The sequence below is a fragment of the Dysosmobacter sp. genome, assembly GCF_052306735.1.
GTDB lineage: Bacteria > Bacillota > Clostridia > Oscillospirales > Oscillospiraceae > Oscillibacter.
Genome location: NZ_DAWBAJ010000014.1, coordinates 31,718 through 49,922, shown reverse-complemented (window position 1 = coordinate 49,922; position 18,205 = coordinate 31,718). Strand labels below are relative to the sequence as shown.

Genomic DNA, 18,205 nt, shown 5'->3' with positions numbered 1-18,205 from the left:
ATATCAGTTCATTATAAAAATCTTAGATTTTTGTCTTGACAACTGAGCCACTATACTTGCTTGACCCATCTGATAGGCTGTATAATCGTAAGTATGAAGACATGTCTGCTCGTCTGGATAGATTATATGAGGATATTGCAGAAGTAGACGATAAGATAGATGAGCTGACTTCCCGTATTCAGAACATTCATCAGGAACAGATAAATGCAGATAGTGTTTATAATTACTTGCTTTTATTTGAAAAGTACTATAATCAATTTACAGATATAGAGAAGAAAGAGTTTATGAACACTATTCTTGAAAAAGTTGAGATTTTTGACGAAGTACAGAAAGATGGTCGTATTTTAAAGGCAATATATTTTAAATTTCCTGTTTTCTTTGACGGTCTCGAAACGAAATCTATTTTTCTGGACAAACTTAGAACCGTTGAGAGCGTGGTGCTGCTGACGCAAGAGGATGGCAGCAGTGCATCGCAAAAGCCGGCAAACAGACGGTCTGCCGCAGAGCGATGATGAATCCGCGGCGGAGCTGTGGGGAGACCTTATGCCTTTCGGAATGAAAACGCATCTCCATGGCACAGATTCGGGAAAGGGGATGACGCGTATCCAACGTACGGATGAAATGCAAAGGTAAAAAGCCATTGAGCTGACCAGTTATATGCTGCACAAATACTACTGTGAAAATGACGTGGAAGCTGTGATCGCCCTGATGGATGATGATATCGTCTGGCTGGGTACCGGAGAGGAGGAGCACTCCGCGGGACTGGAGAGGGTGGCCGCGATTTTCCGCCGGTTCGCAGGGCAGGTCCCCCGGTGCAATCTCTCCGGTGAGGAGTACCAGGGCCTTCAGATCGCCACAGACGCCTATATGTGCAGTGGGCGGGTGTGGATCGCCACGGATGTCTCCACCCAGATCAGCCTGCGGGTACACCAGCGCATCACCACTGTGTTCCGCAACCACAGCGGCCGGCTGCGCTGCTGCCATCTGCATATCTCCAATCCCTACGAGGATATGGTGGAGGGCGATGTGGGCTTCCCGGAGAGGATCGCCAGGCAGTCTTACCAGTATCTGCAGGAGCAGGTTGAGGCACAGAAGGAGAAAATCGCCGCTCAGACTGCGCTGCTCCAGCGGATGAGATATGAGGATACCCTGACGGGCCTGTTTAACCGCAATAAGTTCAACGAGCTGATGGCGGATCCGCTGGCCTGGCCGGGAGAGCACAGAGGCGTTGCCTGCTTCGACCTCAACGGCCTTAAAGAGATCAATGACTGGCAGGGACACAGCGCCGGCGACGGCCTGCTGCGCCGGGCGGCAGAGCATATCCGGAAGGCTTTCGGGGAAAAGGTGTACCGCACCGGCGGCGACGAGTTCGTGGTGGTGGATGAGACGCTGGATGAGGAGGCGTTCCGCCTGGCAGTCGCCGCTGTACGAACCGGTATGGAGCAGGACGAGATCCGCTGTTCTGTGGGATTTTCCTGGCGGTCGGTTCCCTGTTCCCTCCGGGAGCAGTTCGATGAAGCGGATTTTTTGATGTACCAAGAAAAGCGCCGTTTTTACGGCGCGCGGGAACACGACCGGCGAAAACAGTCCTGACCCGGCAGAGCCGCGAAGAAGGAAAAAACGGCCTGAGCGGGAGAAGCCGCAAATGAAAGCAAAACAGGGATGGTGTCTACCATCCCTGTTTTCTTGTTATTTTCCGCCGGACACGGCATCCTGAAAGACCTGGATCATGGCGGATACGCAGGCGTCTGCCCGATCCGGATCCCGCTCCAGCACCGCTTCCATGACGGCGTAATGGCTGTCGTAAATCCGCTGATTGACCGCCTGCAGCTGTTTTGGCGTGCAGTCCCGGATGGCGTGCAGGTAGGTGTCGGTGTTCAGGCGCACGATGACATCGTTGATCATGATGGCCAGGGCGTTGTGGCTGGCTTTGGCCAGGGCGGAGTGAAAGGCCACATCATACTCCTGAAAGCTGAAGGGAACACCAATGTTCTCCTTCGCTCCTGCCAGTGTTTGCCGGAGTTTGGCGGCATCCTCGTCGTTGTGGTGCACTGCAGCCAGCCGGGCGCAGCCGCGGTCGTTGATATGACGGTACTCCAGCAGTTCTTCCAGATTGATGGCCCCCATGGCTACTAGGCTCTTGAGAGGATCCTCCACCGTTTTCAGCGAGATGCCCCGGACGATGGCGCCGCCGCTGCTGCCGATGGAAGTCTCCAGCAGACCGTCCTGCTGAAGCATCCGCAGCGCCTCCCGCACGATGGGGCGGCTGCGCTGGAACTGTTGGGCCAGCTCCCGCTCGGAGGGAAGGCGGTCTCCAGGTTTCAGTTCCCCGGAAACGATCTTGGGATAGATCTGCTGATAGATGACCTCCGAGGCCCGCTGGGTTTTCGCCGGCGTGAACAGAGGCTTGGAATTTGCTTCTTCCATACGAAAAATCTCCCAAAATTACACTTTTTCTTAGCATAGCATGGGGAAAAATCCTTGTCAAGAAAGGCACCTCTGAGCCGCTTTTCCTGTAAGGGCTTGACAAGCAGTCAGGCAAAGCGTATAAATAGTATAAATGGTAAGACCATTTATACTATTTAAAACGGAGGGCACTTCAGGCAGAAGCGGCCCGTTCCGCGTCAGACTGAGAAACGGAGGCAGCGCATATGGCACAGCGGATCGGTTTTTTGGGATTGGGAGTCATGGGTCTCCCTATGGCAAAAAATGTTGCGGCAAAATCCGGACAGGAAGTCCTGGGGTACGACGTATCCCAGAAGCGGCTGGACGCCTTTGCCCAGGCTGGTGGGATAGCGGTGCCGGATCCGGCGGAGATCTATGAGACCTGTGATGTGATTCTCCAAATCCTGCCTACCCATCCCATTATCCGGGAGTCTGTGCTGCGGGCAGTCCAGTGTGGGAAGCCCGGCAGAATCATTGTAGATCTGAGCTCCACTGCACCGGATATCATTCTGGAGCTCTATGAGGCCGCCAAGGCGGCGGGGATGTATCTGTTGGATTCTCCCGTCAGCGGCGGAAACCCCATGGCGGAGGCGGGGACGCTGGCCATCATGACCGGGGGAGACCGGGAGGCCTTTGAGCAGGTACGGCCCATTCTGGAGTGTATGGGACAGCCGGTTTACACCGGCGGCAGCGCCAGCGGCAGTGTGACAAAGCTGGTGAACAATATGATCGGCGGAGCCATGCTGGCAGCCATTGCGGAGGGATATGCCTTTGCCGCCAAGGCAGGCATCGATCTCCAGACAACCTTTGACGCCACCCGGGGCGGTTTTGTCGGCGGCCCCCTCTATGACAACAAGGTACCCAAGCTCCTGGTACGGGACTACGAGCCCGGTGCCCGGGTGGCAGTTCACCGCAAGGATATCCTCAATGCCAAGCGGTACGCCCACAAGCTGGGCGTTGATGTGCCGGTGACGGATGTGACGCTGCAGATCATGGACTGGATGAACGACAATGGCTACATTGATGAGGACCAGATCGCCATGGTAAAGTATTTTGAGGATAAGATGGATGTCACGGTGGGAGCGGCTCCGCAGGCGTAATCACACAAATCGAACAAGGGACGCCCGGCAAAACTGCCGGGCGCCTTTTTTGCGCTGGCAGAGGGGGACCTTCTGAAAGAAAAAGGCCGCTGTCGGAAATGCCTTTTGAAAGCAGCGCGCCGCTTCCCAAAGAGGAAGCGGCGCGTTTTATTAGTCATCGGTGCGGATGCCCCGGCGGATATCCCGGATATCATAGGGAGCCGTCTGGTAGACAAAGTAGTTGAGCCAGTTGGAGTAGAGCAGGTGGGCGCAGGAGCGCCAGGTGACCACCGGTTTGCGCTGAGGGTCGTCGTCCGGAAAATAGTTTTCGGGGATGTGGATGTCCACCCCCGCCACCAGATCCCGCATGTACTCGTTGCGCAGGGTGTCCCGGTCATATTCCGCATGGCCCATCAGGAAGATCTGGTGGCCCTGGTCGGTCTTGATGGCGTAGACCCCGGCCTCCGGGGAGGAGGAGAGGATCTTCAGTTCCGGCACCGCCTCGATGTCCGCCCGGTCCACAGTGGTGTTGCGGGAGTGGGGGACCCAGAACTCGTCGTCAAAGCCCCGGAAGAGGATGAAGTTGGGATCCTCCACGGTATGGCGGAAGACGCCGAAGAGCTTTTGGGGCAGCTGGCGTTTGGGAATACCGTAATGGTAGTACAGCCCTGCCTGGGCGCCCCAGCAGATGTGGAGGGTGGAGTGGACGTGGACTTTGCTCCACTCCATGATCTCACACAGCTCCGGCCAGTAGTCCACCTCTTCAAAGGGCATCTGTTCCACCGGCGCGCCGGTGATGATGAGACCGTCGAAAGTGCGGTCTTTCACCTCGTCGAAGGTTTTGTAAAAGGCCAGCATGTGCTCCTGGGAGGTGTTCTTGGAGATGTGGCCGGAGGGGGCGATGAGCTCCAGCTGGATCTGCAGGGGCGTGTTGCCCAGCACCCGGGCCAGCTGGGTCTCCGTGTCCACTTTGGTGGGCATCAGGTTCAAAAGCAGGATCTGCAGGGGACGGATATCCTGGGTGATGGCCCGGGTCTCCGTCATGACGAAGATGTTTTCCCGCTGCAGGATATTGGTAGCAGGCAGCTGATTGGGGATCTTGATGGGCATCTCACACGCCCTCCAGCGCCTGGGCAATATCGTCGATGAGGTCCTCCTTGCTCTCCAGGCCGCAGCTCATACGCACCAGGCCCGCGGGAATCCCCGCGGCGGCAAGCTGCTCATCGGTCATCTGCCGGTGGGTGGAGGAGGCGGGGTTGAGGCAGCAGGTGCGGGCGTCGGCCACGTGAGTCTCAATGGCCGCCAGCTTCAGCCGCTTCATGAACTCCCCGGCAGCGGCACGGCCGCCCTTGAGTTCAAAGGATACCACGCCGCAGGAGCCCTTGGGCAGGTATTTCTGCGCCAGGGCGTGATAGGGGTCGCCGGGCAGGCCGCAGTAGCTGACATGGGCGACCTTGGGATGATTAGAAAGGAACTCTGCCACCGCCTGGCCGTTTTCGCAATGGCGCGCCATGCGCACGTGGAGGCTCTCCAGGCCCAGGTTCAGATAAAAGGCGTTCTGGGGAGACTGGATGGCTCCGAAGTCCCGCATCAGCTGAGCAGTGCACTTGGTGATAAAGGCGCCCTCCTTGCCGAACTTTTCGGCATAGGTGATGCCGTGGTAGCTCTCGTCGGGGGTGGTAAGGCCCGGGAACTTGTCGGCGTGGGCCATCCAGTCGAACTTGCCGGAGTCCACAATGGCGCCGCCCACGGCCACGCCGTGGCCGTCCATATACTTGGTGGTGGAGTGGGTGACGATGTCGGCGCCCCACTCGAAGGGACGGCAGTTCACCGGCGTTGCGAAGGTGTTGTCCACGATGAGGGGCACCCCGTGGGCGTGGGCAGCCTTGGCGAACTTCTCGATGTCCAGCACCGTCAGGGCGGGGTTGGCGATGGTCTCGCCGAAGACGGCCTTGGTGTTGGGCCGGAAGGCGGCCTCCAGCTCCTCATCGGAGCAGTCGGGGCCCACGAAGGTGACGTCAATGCCCATCTTGGCCATGGTGACGGAGATGAGGTTGAAGGTGCCGCCGTAGATGGAAGAGGAGGAGACAATGTGGTCTCCGCAGCCGGCGATGTTGAAGAGGGCAAAGAAGTTGGCTGCCTGGCCGGAGGAGGTCAGCATGGCGGCGGTGCCCCCCTCCAGGGCGCAGATCTTGGCGGCCACGTAGTCATTGGTGGGGTTCTGGAGGCGGGTGTAAAAATAGCCGCTGGCCTCCAGATCAAAGAGCTTGCCCATATCCTCGCTGGTGGCATATTTAAAGGTAGTGGACTGTACGATGGGGATCTGGCGGGGCTCCCCGTTGCCGGGGGTATAGCCGCCCTGTACACAAATGGTTTCGATACGCTGCTGGCTCATGTTTGTTCGCTCCTTTGGAAAATAGAATATAGTGTGGAAAAAGAGACTGTCGAAAAACTTGAATGTCCTGGTCGACGGAAAGGAAGAGAGTTACGAGAGGAACCCAGGAGGGGTTCCTTTCGTTTTTTATCATAAGTTTTTCGCAGCTTTTTGAAGCGCGAAAAACTTGCACAGTCTGGCGAAAAAACTTTTTCGCCGGACTGAAAAGAAAAACGGCTTTCGTCCCAAAGAAACTTTGAGACGAAAGCCGCTGACAGCTTCCGCGGTACCACTCAAATTGCGCCGTCCTCACGGATCAGCGCCCCTTACGGAGTCCAACAACCCCTTCGCCTTGACGCGGCGGATACGGGGCGGCCCTACCGGCGCGTCTGCGCCCTCGAACCCCCGGCTCAGGAGCCATAGAACCTGGGATCACTTGCCGCCGGCTCGCACCGCCCGCCGGCTCTCTGAGGGCGCCTGATCCCGTTCCTCTCCATCATCGCTTTGGAGCCATTATAAGCGGGAAAGCGTGCCTTTGTCAACCGCGATTTTCCACAATGTGGACGTTCAGGTGGTTATAGGTCATCTCCACCCCGGCCTCCTGGAAGGTGGTGCGCAGGTTTTCCCGCAGGGCCATGGCGGCGGCCCAGTAGTGCTCCGGTGCCACCCAGCAGTAGAGGGTGTATTCGATGGCGCTGTCGCCGTAGTCGGTGAGATAGATGGCACTGGCGGGCTCTGTCAGAAGGTTTTCCGTCATGCCGATGGCCTTTTGGCAGGCGGCCTTGACAGTCTCGGTGGGAGCGTCGTAGGAGGCGGAGACCTTCTGGGTGATGCGCCGCCGGCCCAGGGAGGTGTAGTTGATCATCTGGGAGGAGGCCAGCTCCTTGTTGGGCAGCATGACCCGGTAACCGTCCGGGGTGATGAGCTTGGTGTGGTTGAGGCCGATCTCGTCCACTGTCCCGGCGGTGCCGGAGACCTCCACATAGTCGCCGATGGAGAAGGGGTGGGAGGAGAGGATCACCAGCCCGCCTGCCACATTGCCCAGGATATCTTCCGCGGCCAGAGTGATACCCAGGGAGCCCACGGAGAGGAGGGCCACGAAAGAGGTGGTGGGGATGTGCAGCTGGTCGGCCACGATAACGGCGGTGAGAATATATAAAAGGAGCTTGATGCCGGCCAGGACGTATTTCTGGATGCGTTCATCCAGCTTGGTGCGGGAGAGGACCCGCCGCAGCAGCTTGCACAGCAGATGGACGGCCACCAGGCAGATCAGCAGAGTAATAACGGCGGAGAGAAGCGTTTGCAGCGTCAATCCGCCCAGAGAGGAGCCGAGCGTGCTCAGGTCGATTTGAGGCATAGAGCTCTCCTTTCATACGAGTTGGAATGGGAAAATGTTAAGAAAATCATATCGGAAAGCCGGAAAAAAGTCAATGGCAGGCCCCCGATGCCTCCTGAAATACAGGTTACATTTAAATAAAAAGAATAAGCAAAAAATACGCATATGAAAAATTCCCTGGAAATATATAGATATTTCAAAATATTTAAGAGTAGACCGATATGGTGTAGAGATCTATTTGTTACGACTGTGTAACAAAAACAAAAAAGCTATTGCGTTTTCTGTAAAGCGCTGATAGAATCCAACATGAACAAAGGAGCGCACGTCCCTGGCAAGCCCGGCACAGATACAGGTTAGGCTAGCCACGGTATGTATGCCGTGTGAGCAGGGGGGGTACCCTCCGGCGTTCGGAACTTTCCATGCCGGCTTTGCCGGTAAATCTAAAAAGGAGGAGATTCCTACCATGAAGAAGTTCCTTTCTCTGGCTTTGGCCCTGGTAATGACCATGTCTCTGGTCACCGTCAGCGCCGGCGCCAAGGACTTCACCGATGACAGCAAGATCACCTATCAGGAAGCTGTCGACGTGATGTCTGCTGTGGGCGTCATCGATGGTTACACCGATGGCTCCTTCCAGCCCACCACCAACCTCACCCGCGGAGCAGCTGCCAAGATCATCTGCAACCTGATCCTCGGGCCCACCACCGCGTCCGCACTGGGTGCCGACACCGCTCCCTACAAGGACGTCCCCACCTCCAACGTCTTCGCTGGCTACATCGCTTACTGCCAGAAGGAAGGCATCATCAGCGGTTACGCTGACGGCACCTTCAAGCCCGCCGCTCCCCTGACCGGCTATGCGTTCATGAAGATGCTGCTGGGCGCCTTGGGCTATGACTCCAGCAAGGAGGGCTACACCGGCCCCAACTGGTCCATCAACGTGGCCAAGCAGGCCATCGCCATCGGCCTGGACGACGGCAACGACAAGTTTGTGGGCCAGAATTCCGTCAACCGTGAGGAGGCCATGCTGTACGCTTTCAATGCCATGCAGGCCACTATGGTGGAGTACGGCAACGACACCACCATCACCGTGGGTGACGTGGTCGTCTCTCAGAGCGGCAAGGCCTCCGAGATGGTGAACAACGCCTCCAACGAGACCATCAAGAACGACGACAAGATGCAGTTCGCTGAGAAGTACTTCTCCGATCTGAAGCTCAGCGCCAACGGCGCCGATGCCTTCAACCGTCCCGCCAACGTGTGGAAGGTGAAGGCCGAGGAGGTCGGTACTTACGCCAAGGTCGCCGATGCCACCTACACCGAGAGCGTCAAGATCAGCGACATCTACAAGGATCTGGGCCTGGGCAAGACCATTGTGAAGGCTGACGTCTCTGTCTATGAGGATGGCGCTTCCAGCACTGCCGTGGCCATCTCCAAGAGCGATGACACCAAGCTGGGCGGCAACGGCGTTCTCACTCAGGTTTACTACAATACGGACAAGGAGACTGTGACCATCACCATGGTGAACACCTACGTGGGCACTGTCAACCGTACTGTGGCTGCCTCCGGCAACCAGAACCGTCACCTGGAGATCACCACCGAGGCCGAGCGGCCCACCGGCGCCTCCGGTACGGAGAAGTTCGACACCCTGGAGGAGTTCGAGGATGACGCCTATGTGCTCTACACCTTCTCCATCCCCGAGGATGCCGTTCAGTCCGTAAAGACCGCCGAGGCCATCCAGGGCACTCTGACCAAGGTCGTCAACGGCAAGAGCCTGGACATCGACAGCTCCACCTATAAGCTGTCCAACAAGTACGTGGCTGAGTCCCTGGATGTGGACAGCAGCTATGCCGTGTATCTGGACGAGTATGGCTACGCCATCTATGTGGAGGAGCAGGAGTTTGTCTCCGGCGACTACGCGCTGTTCGTGGAGGCTCAGGATAAGAGCAACTTCTCCTCCAACCGCGCTCTGCTGGTCTTCACCGACGGCACCTACAAGGTGGTCGATACCGCCAAGAACTATGCCAACGGCACCTCCAAGATCGAGAAGAACTCCATCGTCACCTACAAGGTGGACGACAACAAGGAGTACACCCTGAAGGCCGTTGCCACCACCAAGAAGGTGGAGAACAGCCAGACCTTCTCCATGACCAACGGCACCTCCAAGATCACCCTGAAGGACAGCGATGTTGTTTACTCCAACAGCAACACGGTCTTCGTGGTGGAGACTGGTGATGACGAGTATGAGACCTATGTGGGCACCAACAACGCCCCCGGCATCAAGGCCAGCACCGGTTCCAACGAGCAGGTCACCGCGTACTACTACTGCAAGACCGGCTCCATCGTCACCGTGATGTTCATTGTTCCCGGCTCCGCTCTGACTGTGGAGAACAGCTCCAACAACGTGCTGTTCATTGCCGGCAAGTCCGCTTCCCAGAAGATCACCACCAAGAACAGCGAGTACTATGAGTACAACGCGGTCATCAATGGTGAGACTACCACCGTGAAGATCGACTCCGGTATTTCCGGTGCTTCCAACCTGGGCAACGGCCTGTACAAGTCCTACTCCACCGACAGCCACGGTGTCATCACCAAGCTGAACAAGTACACCACTTCCTCTACCAACGACAAGTACGCTGTGAACGATGCCAAGGGCACTGCCAAGGTCTCCGGTGAGTACACCGTGACCCTGGGCGGCGCGTCCTACACCGTGGACAGCAAGGCCAACCTCTTCTATGTGGATGAGGACGGCAAGATCACTTCCACCGGTATCAGCGGCATTGCCAAGGATACCAACGACCTGGCTTACTTCATCGTGGACAACGGCCAGATCACCAACCTGTTCATCCAGGAGGTTGACGACAAGGACACCGGCCGTGAGGAGATCGATGCTGGCGATTACGCCATTACCATCTCCAGACAGGCCGTGACCGAGATCCTGGTTGCCTCCGGCGCCAAGAAGACCGAGGCCGCCCTGCTCTCTGCCGTGATGAAGCAGATCGAGGCTGAGGCCGGCTCCACCATCAGCAGCTACTACCGCAATGACAACGGTGATGGCTACGTCTTCGAGATCGGCAAGACCAAGTACACCTGGGCTGACAGCGTTACCGCTACCGACGCCGTGACCGTCAGCGTCAAGGGCGTTGGTGAGAAGCTGTACGCCGCCACCGCCAAGATCTCCGATCTGGGCGCCGGCGAGTATGCCCTGGTTTCCAACACCGAGTCCGGCAACGGCTACAAGGAGAAGACCACCACTCTGGTGGACGGCGGCATCTACGACATCGGTTACTACAAGGTGACCATGGCCTCTGACAAGAGCGATGCCAACAGCGAGGGTGTGAACTACACCGTCACCGACGCCGGTAAGGAGTCCTACCTGAAGAAGGGCCAGACTGTGACCCTCACGGTCACCCTGTCCGGCACCTCCACCGGCTCCGCCGAGGTCAGCTTCACGGTTACCAACGGTACCATGGAGAACACCTCCGACCTGAAGCCCGCTTCCGGCGAGGCTGCCGGTGTTGCCGCCAAGGTTGAGGACGGCAACGCCCTGAAGTTCACTCCCGCTGGTTCCGGCTCTCCCACCGCTGTTTACAGCGTGGTGGTGACCGTTTCCGGCAACGGCAACGTGACCTTCGCCTAAGACACCAGATCAAAACACAATGCTTTGATCAAAGGCCTCCCGCTCCTCTTGGAGCGGGAGGCCCACTTGCCAGCATTCCGGCAGGTATGCCGGAGTTTACAAAAACAGGAGCGGCCGCCCAACCGGGCGGCCGCTCCTGCGGCATTTTGGGAATTGCATTACAGCAGCACTGCGCCCTGATTGGCACTGGTGACCATTCGGGCATAGCGGCTGAGCCAACCACTGGTGATGTTGGGCTGGCGAGGCTGCAAAGCGGCCTGACGCCGGTCCAGCTCTTCCTGGGGGACCTCCAGGGTGATGGAGGCTGCGGGAATGTCGATGGTGATGGAGTCGCCTTCCTCCACCAGGGCGATGGGGCCGCCGGAAGCTGCCTCCGGGGACACATGGCCGATGGACGCACCCCGGGAGGCCCCGGAGAACCGGCCGTCGGTGATGAGGGCCACGGTGGTGTCCAGCTTCATGCCCGCCAGGGCGCTGGTGGGGTTGAGCATCTCCCGCATGCCCGGGCCGCCACGGGGACCTTCATAGCGGATCACCACCACGTCGCCGGGATGGATATCGCCGGCATAGATGGCGGTGATGGCCTCTTCCTCGCTGTTGAATACCCGGGCGGGGCCGGTGTGGCAGAGCATCTCCGGCGCCACGGCGCTGCGCTTGACCACGCAGCCGTCGGGGGCCAGGTTGCCCCAGAGGATCTGCAGCCCGCCGGTGGGGCTGTACGGGTCCTCAATGGGCCGGATGGCCTTGGTATCCAGGATATGGGCGCCCTGGATGTTTTCGCCCAGGGTCTTGCCGCTGACGGTGGGGACGTCCAGGTCCAGCAGTCCCGCCTTGGCCAGCTCCGCCTGCACGGCGGGAATGCCGCCGGCAGCGTACAGGTCCGGCATGTGGGTGGGGCCCGCCGGGGCCAGATGGCACAGGTTGGGGGTCTTGGCGGAGATCTCGTTGAAGACCTTCAGATCCATGGGGCAGCCCGCCTCATGGGCGATGGCCAGCAGGTGCAGCACCGTGTTGGTGGAGCAGCCCAGGGCCATGTCACAGGTGAGGGCGTTGCGCAGGCTCCGCTCGTTGATGATCTGGCGGGCGGTGACGCCCCGGCGCACCAGGTCCATGATCGCCATGCCGGAGCGCTTGGCCAGCTGCAGCCGCTTGGCGTACACGGCGGGGATGGTGCCGTTGCCCGGCAGGGCAATGCCCACGGCCTCGCACAGGCAGTTCATGGAGTTGGCAGTGTACATACCGGAGCAGGAGCCGCAGCCGGGGCAGCAGTTCTCCGTACACTCCTCCAGCTGTTCGTCCGAGATCATGCCGGCCTTGTAGGCGCCCACGGCCTCGAACATCTTGGAGAGGCTCACTTCCTCGCCGCCGTAGTGGCCGGCCAGCATGGGACCGCCGGAGCAGACCACCGCCGGGACGTCCAGCCGCACTGCCGCCATCACCATGCCGGGGACGATCTTATCGCAGTTGGGTACCAGTACCAATCCGTCCAGCTGATGGGCCATGAGCATGGTCTCCACGCTGTCGCAGATCAGCTCCCGGCTGGCCAGGGAGTACTTCATGCCGATGTGGCCCATGGCAATGCCGTCGCACACACCGATGGCGGGGATCAGGATGGGAGTGCCTCCCGCCATCTCCACGCCGGTCTTTACGGCCTGGGCGATCTTGTCCAGGTGCATGTGGCCGGGGACGATTTCGCTGTATGCGGAGACCACGCCGATGAGGGGCCGCTCCAGCTCCTCGGGAGTATAGCCCAGGGCATAGAACAGGCTCCGGTTGGGAGCCCGCTCACTGCCGCGGGTGACGTTGTCACTTCTCATGTCCGCAGTCCTTCCTTACTTCTTCAGCCAGCTCATCATGGCACGCAGCTGGGCGCCCACCTTCTCGATGGGATGCTCGGCAGCCATACGGCGCTGGGCCAGGAAGTGGGTCTTGCGGCCGCCGTTGGGGCTCATCTCCGTGAGGAACTCGGAGGCGAAGGTGCCGTCCTGGATCTCCCGGAGCACCTGACGCATGCCCTCGCGGCTCTCCTTGGTGATGATGCGCTTGCCGGTGCGGTAGTCGCCGTATTCGGCGGTGTTGGAGATGGAGTAGCGCATCTTGGCGAAACCGCCCTGGTTGATGAGGTCGATGATGAGCTTCATCTCGTGGCAGGTCTCAAAGTAGGCCATCTCGGGCTCATAGCCGGCCTCCACCAGGGTCTCAAAGCCGGCGTAGATCAGCTCGCACACGCCGCCGCACAGGACTGCCTGCTCGCCGAAGAGGTCGGTCTCCGTCTCCTCCTTGAAGGTGGTCTCCAGGATGCCCGCACGGCCGGCACCGATGGCGGAGGCGTAAGCCAGCGCCACTTCCTTGGCCTGGCCGGTGAAGTTCTGCTCCACGCAGATCAGGCTGGGCACGCCCTTACCCTCTAGATACTGGCTGCGGACGGTGTGGCCGGGGCCCTTGGGGGCCACCATGATGACGTCCACATTGGCAGGGGGCACGATGGTCTTGAAGTGGATGTTGAAGCCGTGGGCGAAGGCCAGGGTCTTGCCCTCGGTCATGTAGGGAGCCACCTGCTTGTTATAGATGTCCGCGCACAGCTCGTCGGGCACCAGCATCATGACGATGTCACCGGCCTTGGCAGCCTCTTCTACTTCCATCACCTGGAAGTTGGCGTGATCGGCGGCAAAGGCAGCGGCCTTTTCCCAGTGGGCGGATCCCTTGCGCAGGCCAACCACGACGTTGACGCCGCTTTCGGCCAGGTTCTCAGAATGGGCGTGGCCCTGGCTTCCGAAGCCGATGACGGCGACGGTCTTTCCGTCCAGCATGCCCAGGTTGCAGTCAGTGTCGTAATACTTCTTGATCGCCATGTTATGTACTCTCCTTTAATCTTGATCTGGCATTTGGAGTTTGCCACAAATTGGGGGGGTGAGGGACCGCAGGAAAACAAAAAAGCCTTTGTCTCCTGTCATCCAAGAGACAAAGGCTTTGAAAAAGCACTCTGCGGTACCACTCTCATTGACGCGGACAAGCCGCGCCCACTCATGGGGTTCCAACAAACCCCCGCACGTTAACGGGTGCACCCGATCCAACCTACTTGAAAGCATCTTTCGTTCAGCGGACTGCTCGGAGATGATTTCGCGCTCCCCAATACTTACTGTCTCGCACCAGACGACAGCTCTCTGAAAGCGGAAAGGAAACGTTACTCGTTCTCTTCATTGCGTTTGATATTTTCTACGAATATACAGGAAGCCCCTGGATTTGTCAACAGTTTTTTTTGAAAACGGAAAAAAATACAGTTCTCAACAAATAAATACTTGCGTCGATATGGAAAGTGGGGTATAGTGGCTGCAAAACTGCAAGGAGGATGTCTATGAAGATCCAGGAGATGTCTGCCCGGCTGGATGGGCTGGTGGTGTTCCGCGGGATTTTGCGGGACCCGGTGGTGGAGCGGCTGCGGACGCTGCTGCATGCGGTGGTGTCCGGCGGCGAGATGGTGCCTGCTGCGGCGGAGTTTGAGGCCGCCCTCTTTGAGTACGGCACCAACTGGACGGCGTATCTGCGCAAGGTGGTGCTGGAGGATGCCAACGTCTGCGTGCGCCGTTTGGCTGCTGGCGGCACGGATCCGGTGCTGGAGGCATGCCTGGATGGGGAGCTTGCGTTTCTCAGCACCCTGGGCACCCTGACACTGGAGAAGGTGCGCCGGGCTGCCTCCGGGGAGCCGGGGGAGTTCCTGCCCGCCTGGGAGACGGATACCCTGGACATGGCGGCGGATTACCGGGAGCGGATGCGTCAGATCGGCCGCACCGGCTACGGCATCTTTGCCAAGTACCACGTGTTCACCGTGGTGAACGGCGCCCTCTCTCCTGTGAAGTACCCCGACGACCAGACGTTGGAGGAGCTGCCCGGCTACGAGCGGGAGCGGGAGAAGGTCATCGCCAACACCCGGGCGCTGCTGGCGGGGGAGCCCGCCAACAACGTGCTGCTCTACGGCGACGCGGGCACCGGCAAGTCCAGCACGGTGAAGGCCATCGCCAACGCCTTTGCCGGCGACGGCCTGCGGCTCATTGAGGTGAAGAAAAACCAGCTTTATGAGATCCCGGACCTGATGGATTCTCTGGCCCAGAATCCCCTGAAGTTCATCCTCTTTATCGACGATCTGAGCTTTACCGCCAATGACGACAACTTCGCCGCCCTGAAGGCCATCCTGGAGGGCAGCGTCTGCGGCCGGGCCAAGAACATCGCGGTGTACGCTACCTCCAACCGCCGCCATCTCATCAAGGAGACCTTGATGGACCGCAGCGGCGACGATATCCACGAGGCGGACACCCGCCAGGAGCTCATGAGCCTCTCCGCCCGGTTCGGCCTGACGGTGACCTTCCTGCGACCGGAGCGGGAGCGCTTTGCCGCCATCGTCACGGAGCTGGCCCGCCAGTACGACGTGGAGCTGCCGGAGGAGGAGCTGCTGACAAAAGCGGAGGCCTTTGCCATCCGCTCCGGCGGCCGCAGCCCCCGGGTGGCCAAGCAGTTCGTGGAGCTGTGCCGGGCCGGTGTCCAGTGAGGCTCCCGCTGCTTTTTCATCGCGCATCATGCAAAAAGGGACAGCCCCATTGGGGCCGTCCCTTTTCTCTTGCGTGGGTCTTGCCGGAATGGTATGATGGATGGGCAAAGACAAAAGCGAGGAGACAGCTATGAAAAAACTGGCCATCGGCATCCTGGCCCACGTGGACGCGGGAAAGACCACCCTCTCCGAGGCCCTGCTCTACGGGGCGGGACAGCTGCGCAAGCTGGGGCGTGTGGACCATGGAGATGCCTTTTTGGATACGGACGCCATGGAGCGGGAGCGGGGCATCACCATTTTCTCCAAGCAGGCGCTGCTGCCGGTGGGGGACACGGAGATCACCCTGCTGGACACCCCGGGACACGTGGATTTTTCCGCAGAGACGGAGCGGACCCTCCAGGTGCTGGACGGGGCCATCCTGGTCATCAGCGGCACCGACGGCGTCCAGGCCCACACCCGCACCCTCTGGCAGCTGCTGGAGCGCTATCAGGTGCCGGTGTGCCTGTTTGTCAACAAGATGGATCTCTCGGGAGCGGACCGAGAGGCAGTCCTTTCTCAGCTGCGCGCCCGTCTGTCCGACGGGTGTGTGGACTGCGGCGACCCGGAGACTCTGGCGGAGGAAGCCGCCCTCCGGGATGAGGGATTGCTGGAGCGGTATCTGGCGGGGGAGCCCGTGACCGACGCGGATGTGGCGGCCCTTACCGGGCAGCGGAAGCTATTTCCCTGCTTTTTCGGCTCCGCGCTGAAATTGGAGGGCGTGGAGGCGCTGCTGGAGGGTCTGGTGCGCTATGTTGTTCCGCCTGCCTATCCGGCGGACTTCGGCGCCCGGGTCTATAAGATCGCCCGGGATCCCCAAGGGGCCCGGCTCACCTACCTGAAAGTCACCGGCGGCACCCTGCGGGTAAAGGACCTTTTGACCAATCGCCGCCCGGACACGCCGGAGGAGGAAATCTGGCAGGAGAAGGCGGACCAGATCCGCATTTACTCCGGCAGCAAGTTCACCCTGGCGGAGGAGGCCCCGGCAGGCACTGTCTGCGCCGTGACGGGCCTTTCCCGCACCTATCCCGGAGAGGGATTGGGGGCGGAGGAGGATGGCGGCGGTGCGCTGCTGGAGCCGGTGCTTACCTACCAGCTGGAGCTGCCGGAGGGGGCGGATCCCCACACGGCCATGCAGAAACTGCGGCTTTTGGAGGAGGAGGATCCCCAGCTCCACATCACCTGGAACGAGGCCCTGGGGGAGATTCACGTGCAGCTGATGGGCCAGGTGCAGCTGGAGATCTTGCAGCGGATGATCCGGGAGCGCTTCGGTTGGGAGGTGACCTTCGGCCCCGGCAGCATCGTCTACCGGGAGACCATCGCCGCTCCGGTGGAGGGCATCGGTCACTTTGAGCCCCTGCGCCACTACGCGGAAGTGCACCTTTTGCTGGAGCCCGGTGCCCCCGGCAGCGGCATCCGGATCGCCACCGCCTGCCCGGAGGACCAGCTGGACGGCCGCTGGCAGCGGCTGGTGCTGACCCACCTGAAGGAACGGGAGCATCCCGGCGTGCTGACAGGCTCCCCCATCACGGATCTGAAGATCACCCTGGTGGCAGGCCGGGCCCATGTGAAGCACACGGAGGGCGGCGACTTCCGCCAGGCCACCTACCGGGCGGTGCGCCAGGGGCTCATGCAGGCGGAGAACATCCTGCTGGAGCCCTGGTACGACTTCCGGCTGGAGCTTCCGGCAGATCAGGTGGGCCGGGCCATGATGGATTTGCAGCGGATGAACGCCCGGACGGACGCGCCGGAGACCATGGGGGAGGAGACGGTGCTCACCGGTGCCGCTCCGGTGTCCGGCCTGCGGGACTACGGACAGGAGGTCACGGCTTACACCCGGGGCCGGGGACGTCTCCTCTGCACGCCCCGGGGTTATGAGCCCTGCGCCGACCAGGCGGCGGTGGTGGAGGCCCTGGGCTACGATCCGGAGCGGGATCCCGACAACCCGCCGGACTCCGTGTTCTGCTCCCACGGCGCGGGCGTCATCGTCAAGTGGAACGAAGTCCCAGCCCATGCCCATGTGGACAGCGGGCTGCGGCTGGACGCGCCGGAGCCGGAGGAGGCGGAAACGCCCCAGCCCCGGCAGCGGATGGATTACGCCGGGACCCTGGCCCAGGATAAAGAGCTTCAGGCCATCTTCGAGCGGACCTACGGCGCGGTAAAGCGCCGGGACTTTATCCCGCCCAGGGAGCTCCGGCGCTCCCCGGCGGAGACGGGGGAGAAGCGGAACATCAAGGAGGCCTTCTCCGGCCCGGAATATCTGCTGGTGGACGGGTATAATATCATCTTTGCCTGGGAGGACCTCAAAGCGGTGGCCCGGGAGAATCTGGATGCCGCCCGCAAGCAGCTGTGCGACCTTCTGAGCAACTATCAGGGATTGAAGAAAAACCGGGTCATCGTGGTCTTTGACGCCTACAAGGTCAAGGGAGGCCTGGGCTCCGTGGAGCGGTACCACAACATCCATGTGGTCTACACCAAGGAGGCGGAGACGGCGGACGCCTATATCGAAAAGGCCACCTACGAGATCGGCAAGACCCACCGGGTGAAGGTGGCCACCTCCGACGGGCCCGAGCAGCTCATCATCCTGGGCCACGGGGCACTGCGCCTGTCCGCCTCTGCTTTCCGGGAGGAGATGGACCAGACCCTCCGGGAGATGGGCCGCATCCTCTCGGCCAACAACCAGCGCAAAAAGACCGGTGCTCTCCGCAGTGCCCTGGAACGGGCCCGGGAGGATGCCGGGGACGGGAAAGGAGACGCGTGA

Annotated in this window: 12 protein-coding genes and 1 other annotated feature; of the genes, 6 read left to right on the top strand and 6 right to left on the bottom strand. The window is 60.2% G+C overall.

All coding sequences use genetic code 11. The features are described from left to right. The first annotated feature begins 101 nt into the window (after positions 1 to 101). Together ACT67G_RS05590 and ACT67G_RS05585 are read left to right on the top strand one after the other, a co-directional pair. Positions 102 to 512 carry a hypothetical protein gene (locus ACT67G_RS05590; RefSeq protein WP_443663383.1) on the top strand — a complete coding sequence of 137 codons (411 nt, stop codon included), beginning with the start codon at positions 102 to 104 and terminating at the stop codon, positions 510 to 512. A 145-nt stretch (positions 513 to 657) separates the two neighbouring features. Then, positions 658 to 1,593 carry a diguanylate cyclase gene (locus ACT67G_RS05585; protein WP_443663381.1) on the top strand — a complete coding sequence of 312 codons (936 nt, stop codon included), beginning with the start codon at positions 658 to 660 and terminating at the stop codon, positions 1,591 to 1,593. 96 nt (positions 1,594 to 1,689) lie between these two features. Here the strand turns inward: ACT67G_RS05585 and ACT67G_RS05580 are convergent, their stop codons facing one another. After that, a complete protein-coding gene (locus tag ACT67G_RS05580; protein WP_325245480.1) occupies positions 1,690 to 2,427 on the bottom strand; it encodes a FadR/GntR family transcriptional regulator in 738 nt (245 codons plus the stop codon). Between the two features lie 224 nt (positions 2,428 to 2,651). Between ACT67G_RS05580 and ACT67G_RS05575 the strand changes: the two genes are divergently transcribed. Next, positions 2,652 to 3,545, top strand: a complete 894-nt coding sequence (locus ACT67G_RS05575; protein ID WP_443663379.1) for an NAD(P)-dependent oxidoreductase — start codon at positions 2,652 to 2,654, stop codon at positions 3,543 to 3,545. Positions 3,546 to 3,695: 150 nt separating this feature from the next. Here the strand turns inward: ACT67G_RS05575 and metA are convergent, their stop codons facing one another. From metA to ACT67G_RS05560, 3 genes are all read right to left on the bottom strand, one after another. Next, positions 3,696 to 4,634 carry a homoserine O-acetyltransferase MetA gene (metA, locus tag ACT67G_RS05570; RefSeq protein ID WP_443663378.1) on the bottom strand — a complete coding sequence of 313 codons (939 nt, stop codon included), beginning with the start codon at positions 4,632 to 4,634 and terminating at the stop codon, positions 3,696 to 3,698. Position 4,635: 1 nt separating this feature from the next. After that, a complete protein-coding gene (locus tag ACT67G_RS05565; protein WP_326214261.1) occupies positions 4,636 to 5,919 on the bottom strand; it encodes an O-acetylhomoserine aminocarboxypropyltransferase/cysteine synthase family protein in 1,284 nt (427 codons plus the stop codon). Positions 5,920 to 6,436: 517 nt separating this feature from the next. Beyond that, positions 6,437 to 7,255, bottom strand: coding sequence for a mechanosensitive ion channel family protein (locus ACT67G_RS05560; protein WP_443663376.1), 819 nt, complete (start codon positions 7,253 to 7,255; stop codon positions 6,437 to 6,439). Between the two features lie 442 nt (positions 7,256 to 7,697). Here ACT67G_RS05560 and ACT67G_RS05555 point away from each other — a divergent pair, with 442 nt between their 5' ends. Further along, complete coding sequence (locus ACT67G_RS05555) at positions 7,698 to 10,865, top strand: S-layer homology domain-containing protein (RefSeq protein ID WP_443663374.1); 3,168 nt, start codon at positions 7,698 to 7,700, stop codon at positions 10,863 to 10,865. A gap of 158 nt (positions 10,866 to 11,023) precedes the next feature. On the opposite strand, the gene ilvD is transcribed toward ACT67G_RS05555, so the two are convergent. Together ilvD and ilvC are read right to left on the bottom strand one after the other, a co-directional pair. Beyond that, entirely contained in the window at positions 11,024 to 12,682 is a 1,659-nt protein-coding gene (ilvD, locus tag ACT67G_RS05550; protein ID WP_443663373.1) for a dihydroxy-acid dehydratase, read from the bottom strand. Between the two features lie 15 nt (positions 12,683 to 12,697). Continuing rightward, positions 12,698 to 13,717 carry a ketol-acid reductoisomerase gene (gene ilvC / locus ACT67G_RS05545; RefSeq protein WP_325245487.1) on the bottom strand — a complete coding sequence of 340 codons (1,020 nt, stop codon included), beginning with the start codon at positions 13,715 to 13,717 and terminating at the stop codon, positions 12,698 to 12,700. 102 nt (positions 13,718 to 13,819) lie between these two features. Then, positions 13,820 to 14,075, bottom strand: a binding site (T-box leader). A gap of 145 nt (positions 14,076 to 14,220) precedes the next feature. Between ilvC and ACT67G_RS05540 the strand changes: the two genes are divergently transcribed. Together ACT67G_RS05540 and ACT67G_RS05535 are read left to right on the top strand one after the other, a co-directional pair. Next, complete coding sequence (locus ACT67G_RS05540) at positions 14,221 to 15,408, top strand: ATP-binding protein (protein WP_325245488.1); 1,188 nt, start codon at positions 14,221 to 14,223, stop codon at positions 15,406 to 15,408. 130 nt (positions 15,409 to 15,538) lie between these two features. Beyond that, positions 15,539 to 18,205 carry an NYN domain-containing protein gene (locus tag ACT67G_RS05535; protein WP_443663371.1) on the top strand — a complete coding sequence of 889 codons (2,667 nt, stop codon included), beginning with the start codon at positions 15,539 to 15,541 and terminating at the stop codon, positions 18,203 to 18,205.

Excerpts from the sequence above, each read along its gene's own strand:
- ACT67G_RS05565 (WP_326214261.1), bottom strand. The coding sequence starts at position 5,919 with ATGAGCCAGCAGCGTATCGAAACCATTTGTGTACAGGGCGGCTATACC.
- ACT67G_RS05585 (WP_443663381.1), top strand. The coding sequence starts at position 658 with ATGCTGCACAAATACTACTGTGAAAATGACGTGGAAGCTGTGATCGCC.
- ACT67G_RS05560 (WP_443663376.1), bottom strand. The coding sequence starts at position 7,255 with ATGCCTCAAATCGACCTGAGCACGCTCGGCTCCTCTCTGGGCGGATTG.
- ilvC (WP_325245487.1), bottom strand. The coding sequence starts at position 13,717 with ATGGCGATCAAGAAGTATTACGACACTGACTGCAACCTGGGCATGCTG.
- metA (WP_443663378.1), bottom strand. The coding sequence starts at position 4,634 with ATGCCCATCAAGATCCCCAATCAGCTGCCTGCTACCAATATCCTGCAG.
- ACT67G_RS05555 (WP_443663374.1), top strand. The coding sequence starts at position 7,698 with ATGAAGAAGTTCCTTTCTCTGGCTTTGGCCCTGGTAATGACCATGTCT.
- ACT67G_RS05535 (WP_443663371.1), top strand. The coding sequence starts at position 15,539 with ATGAAAAAACTGGCCATCGGCATCCTGGCCCACGTGGACGCGGGAAAG.
- ACT67G_RS05575 (WP_443663379.1), top strand. The coding sequence starts at position 2,652 with ATGGCACAGCGGATCGGTTTTTTGGGATTGGGAGTCATGGGTCTCCCT.
- ilvD (WP_443663373.1), bottom strand. The coding sequence starts at position 12,682 with ATGAGAAGTGACAACGTCACCCGCGGCAGTGAGCGGGCTCCCAACCGG.
- ACT67G_RS05540 (WP_325245488.1), top strand. The coding sequence starts at position 14,221 with ATGAAGATCCAGGAGATGTCTGCCCGGCTGGATGGGCTGGTGGTGTTC.
- ACT67G_RS05580 (WP_325245480.1), bottom strand. The coding sequence starts at position 2,427 with ATGGAAGAAGCAAATTCCAAGCCTCTGTTCACGCCGGCGAAAACCCAG.
- ACT67G_RS05590 (WP_443663383.1), top strand. The coding sequence starts at position 102 with ATGTCTGCTCGTCTGGATAGATTATATGAGGATATTGCAGAAGTAGAC.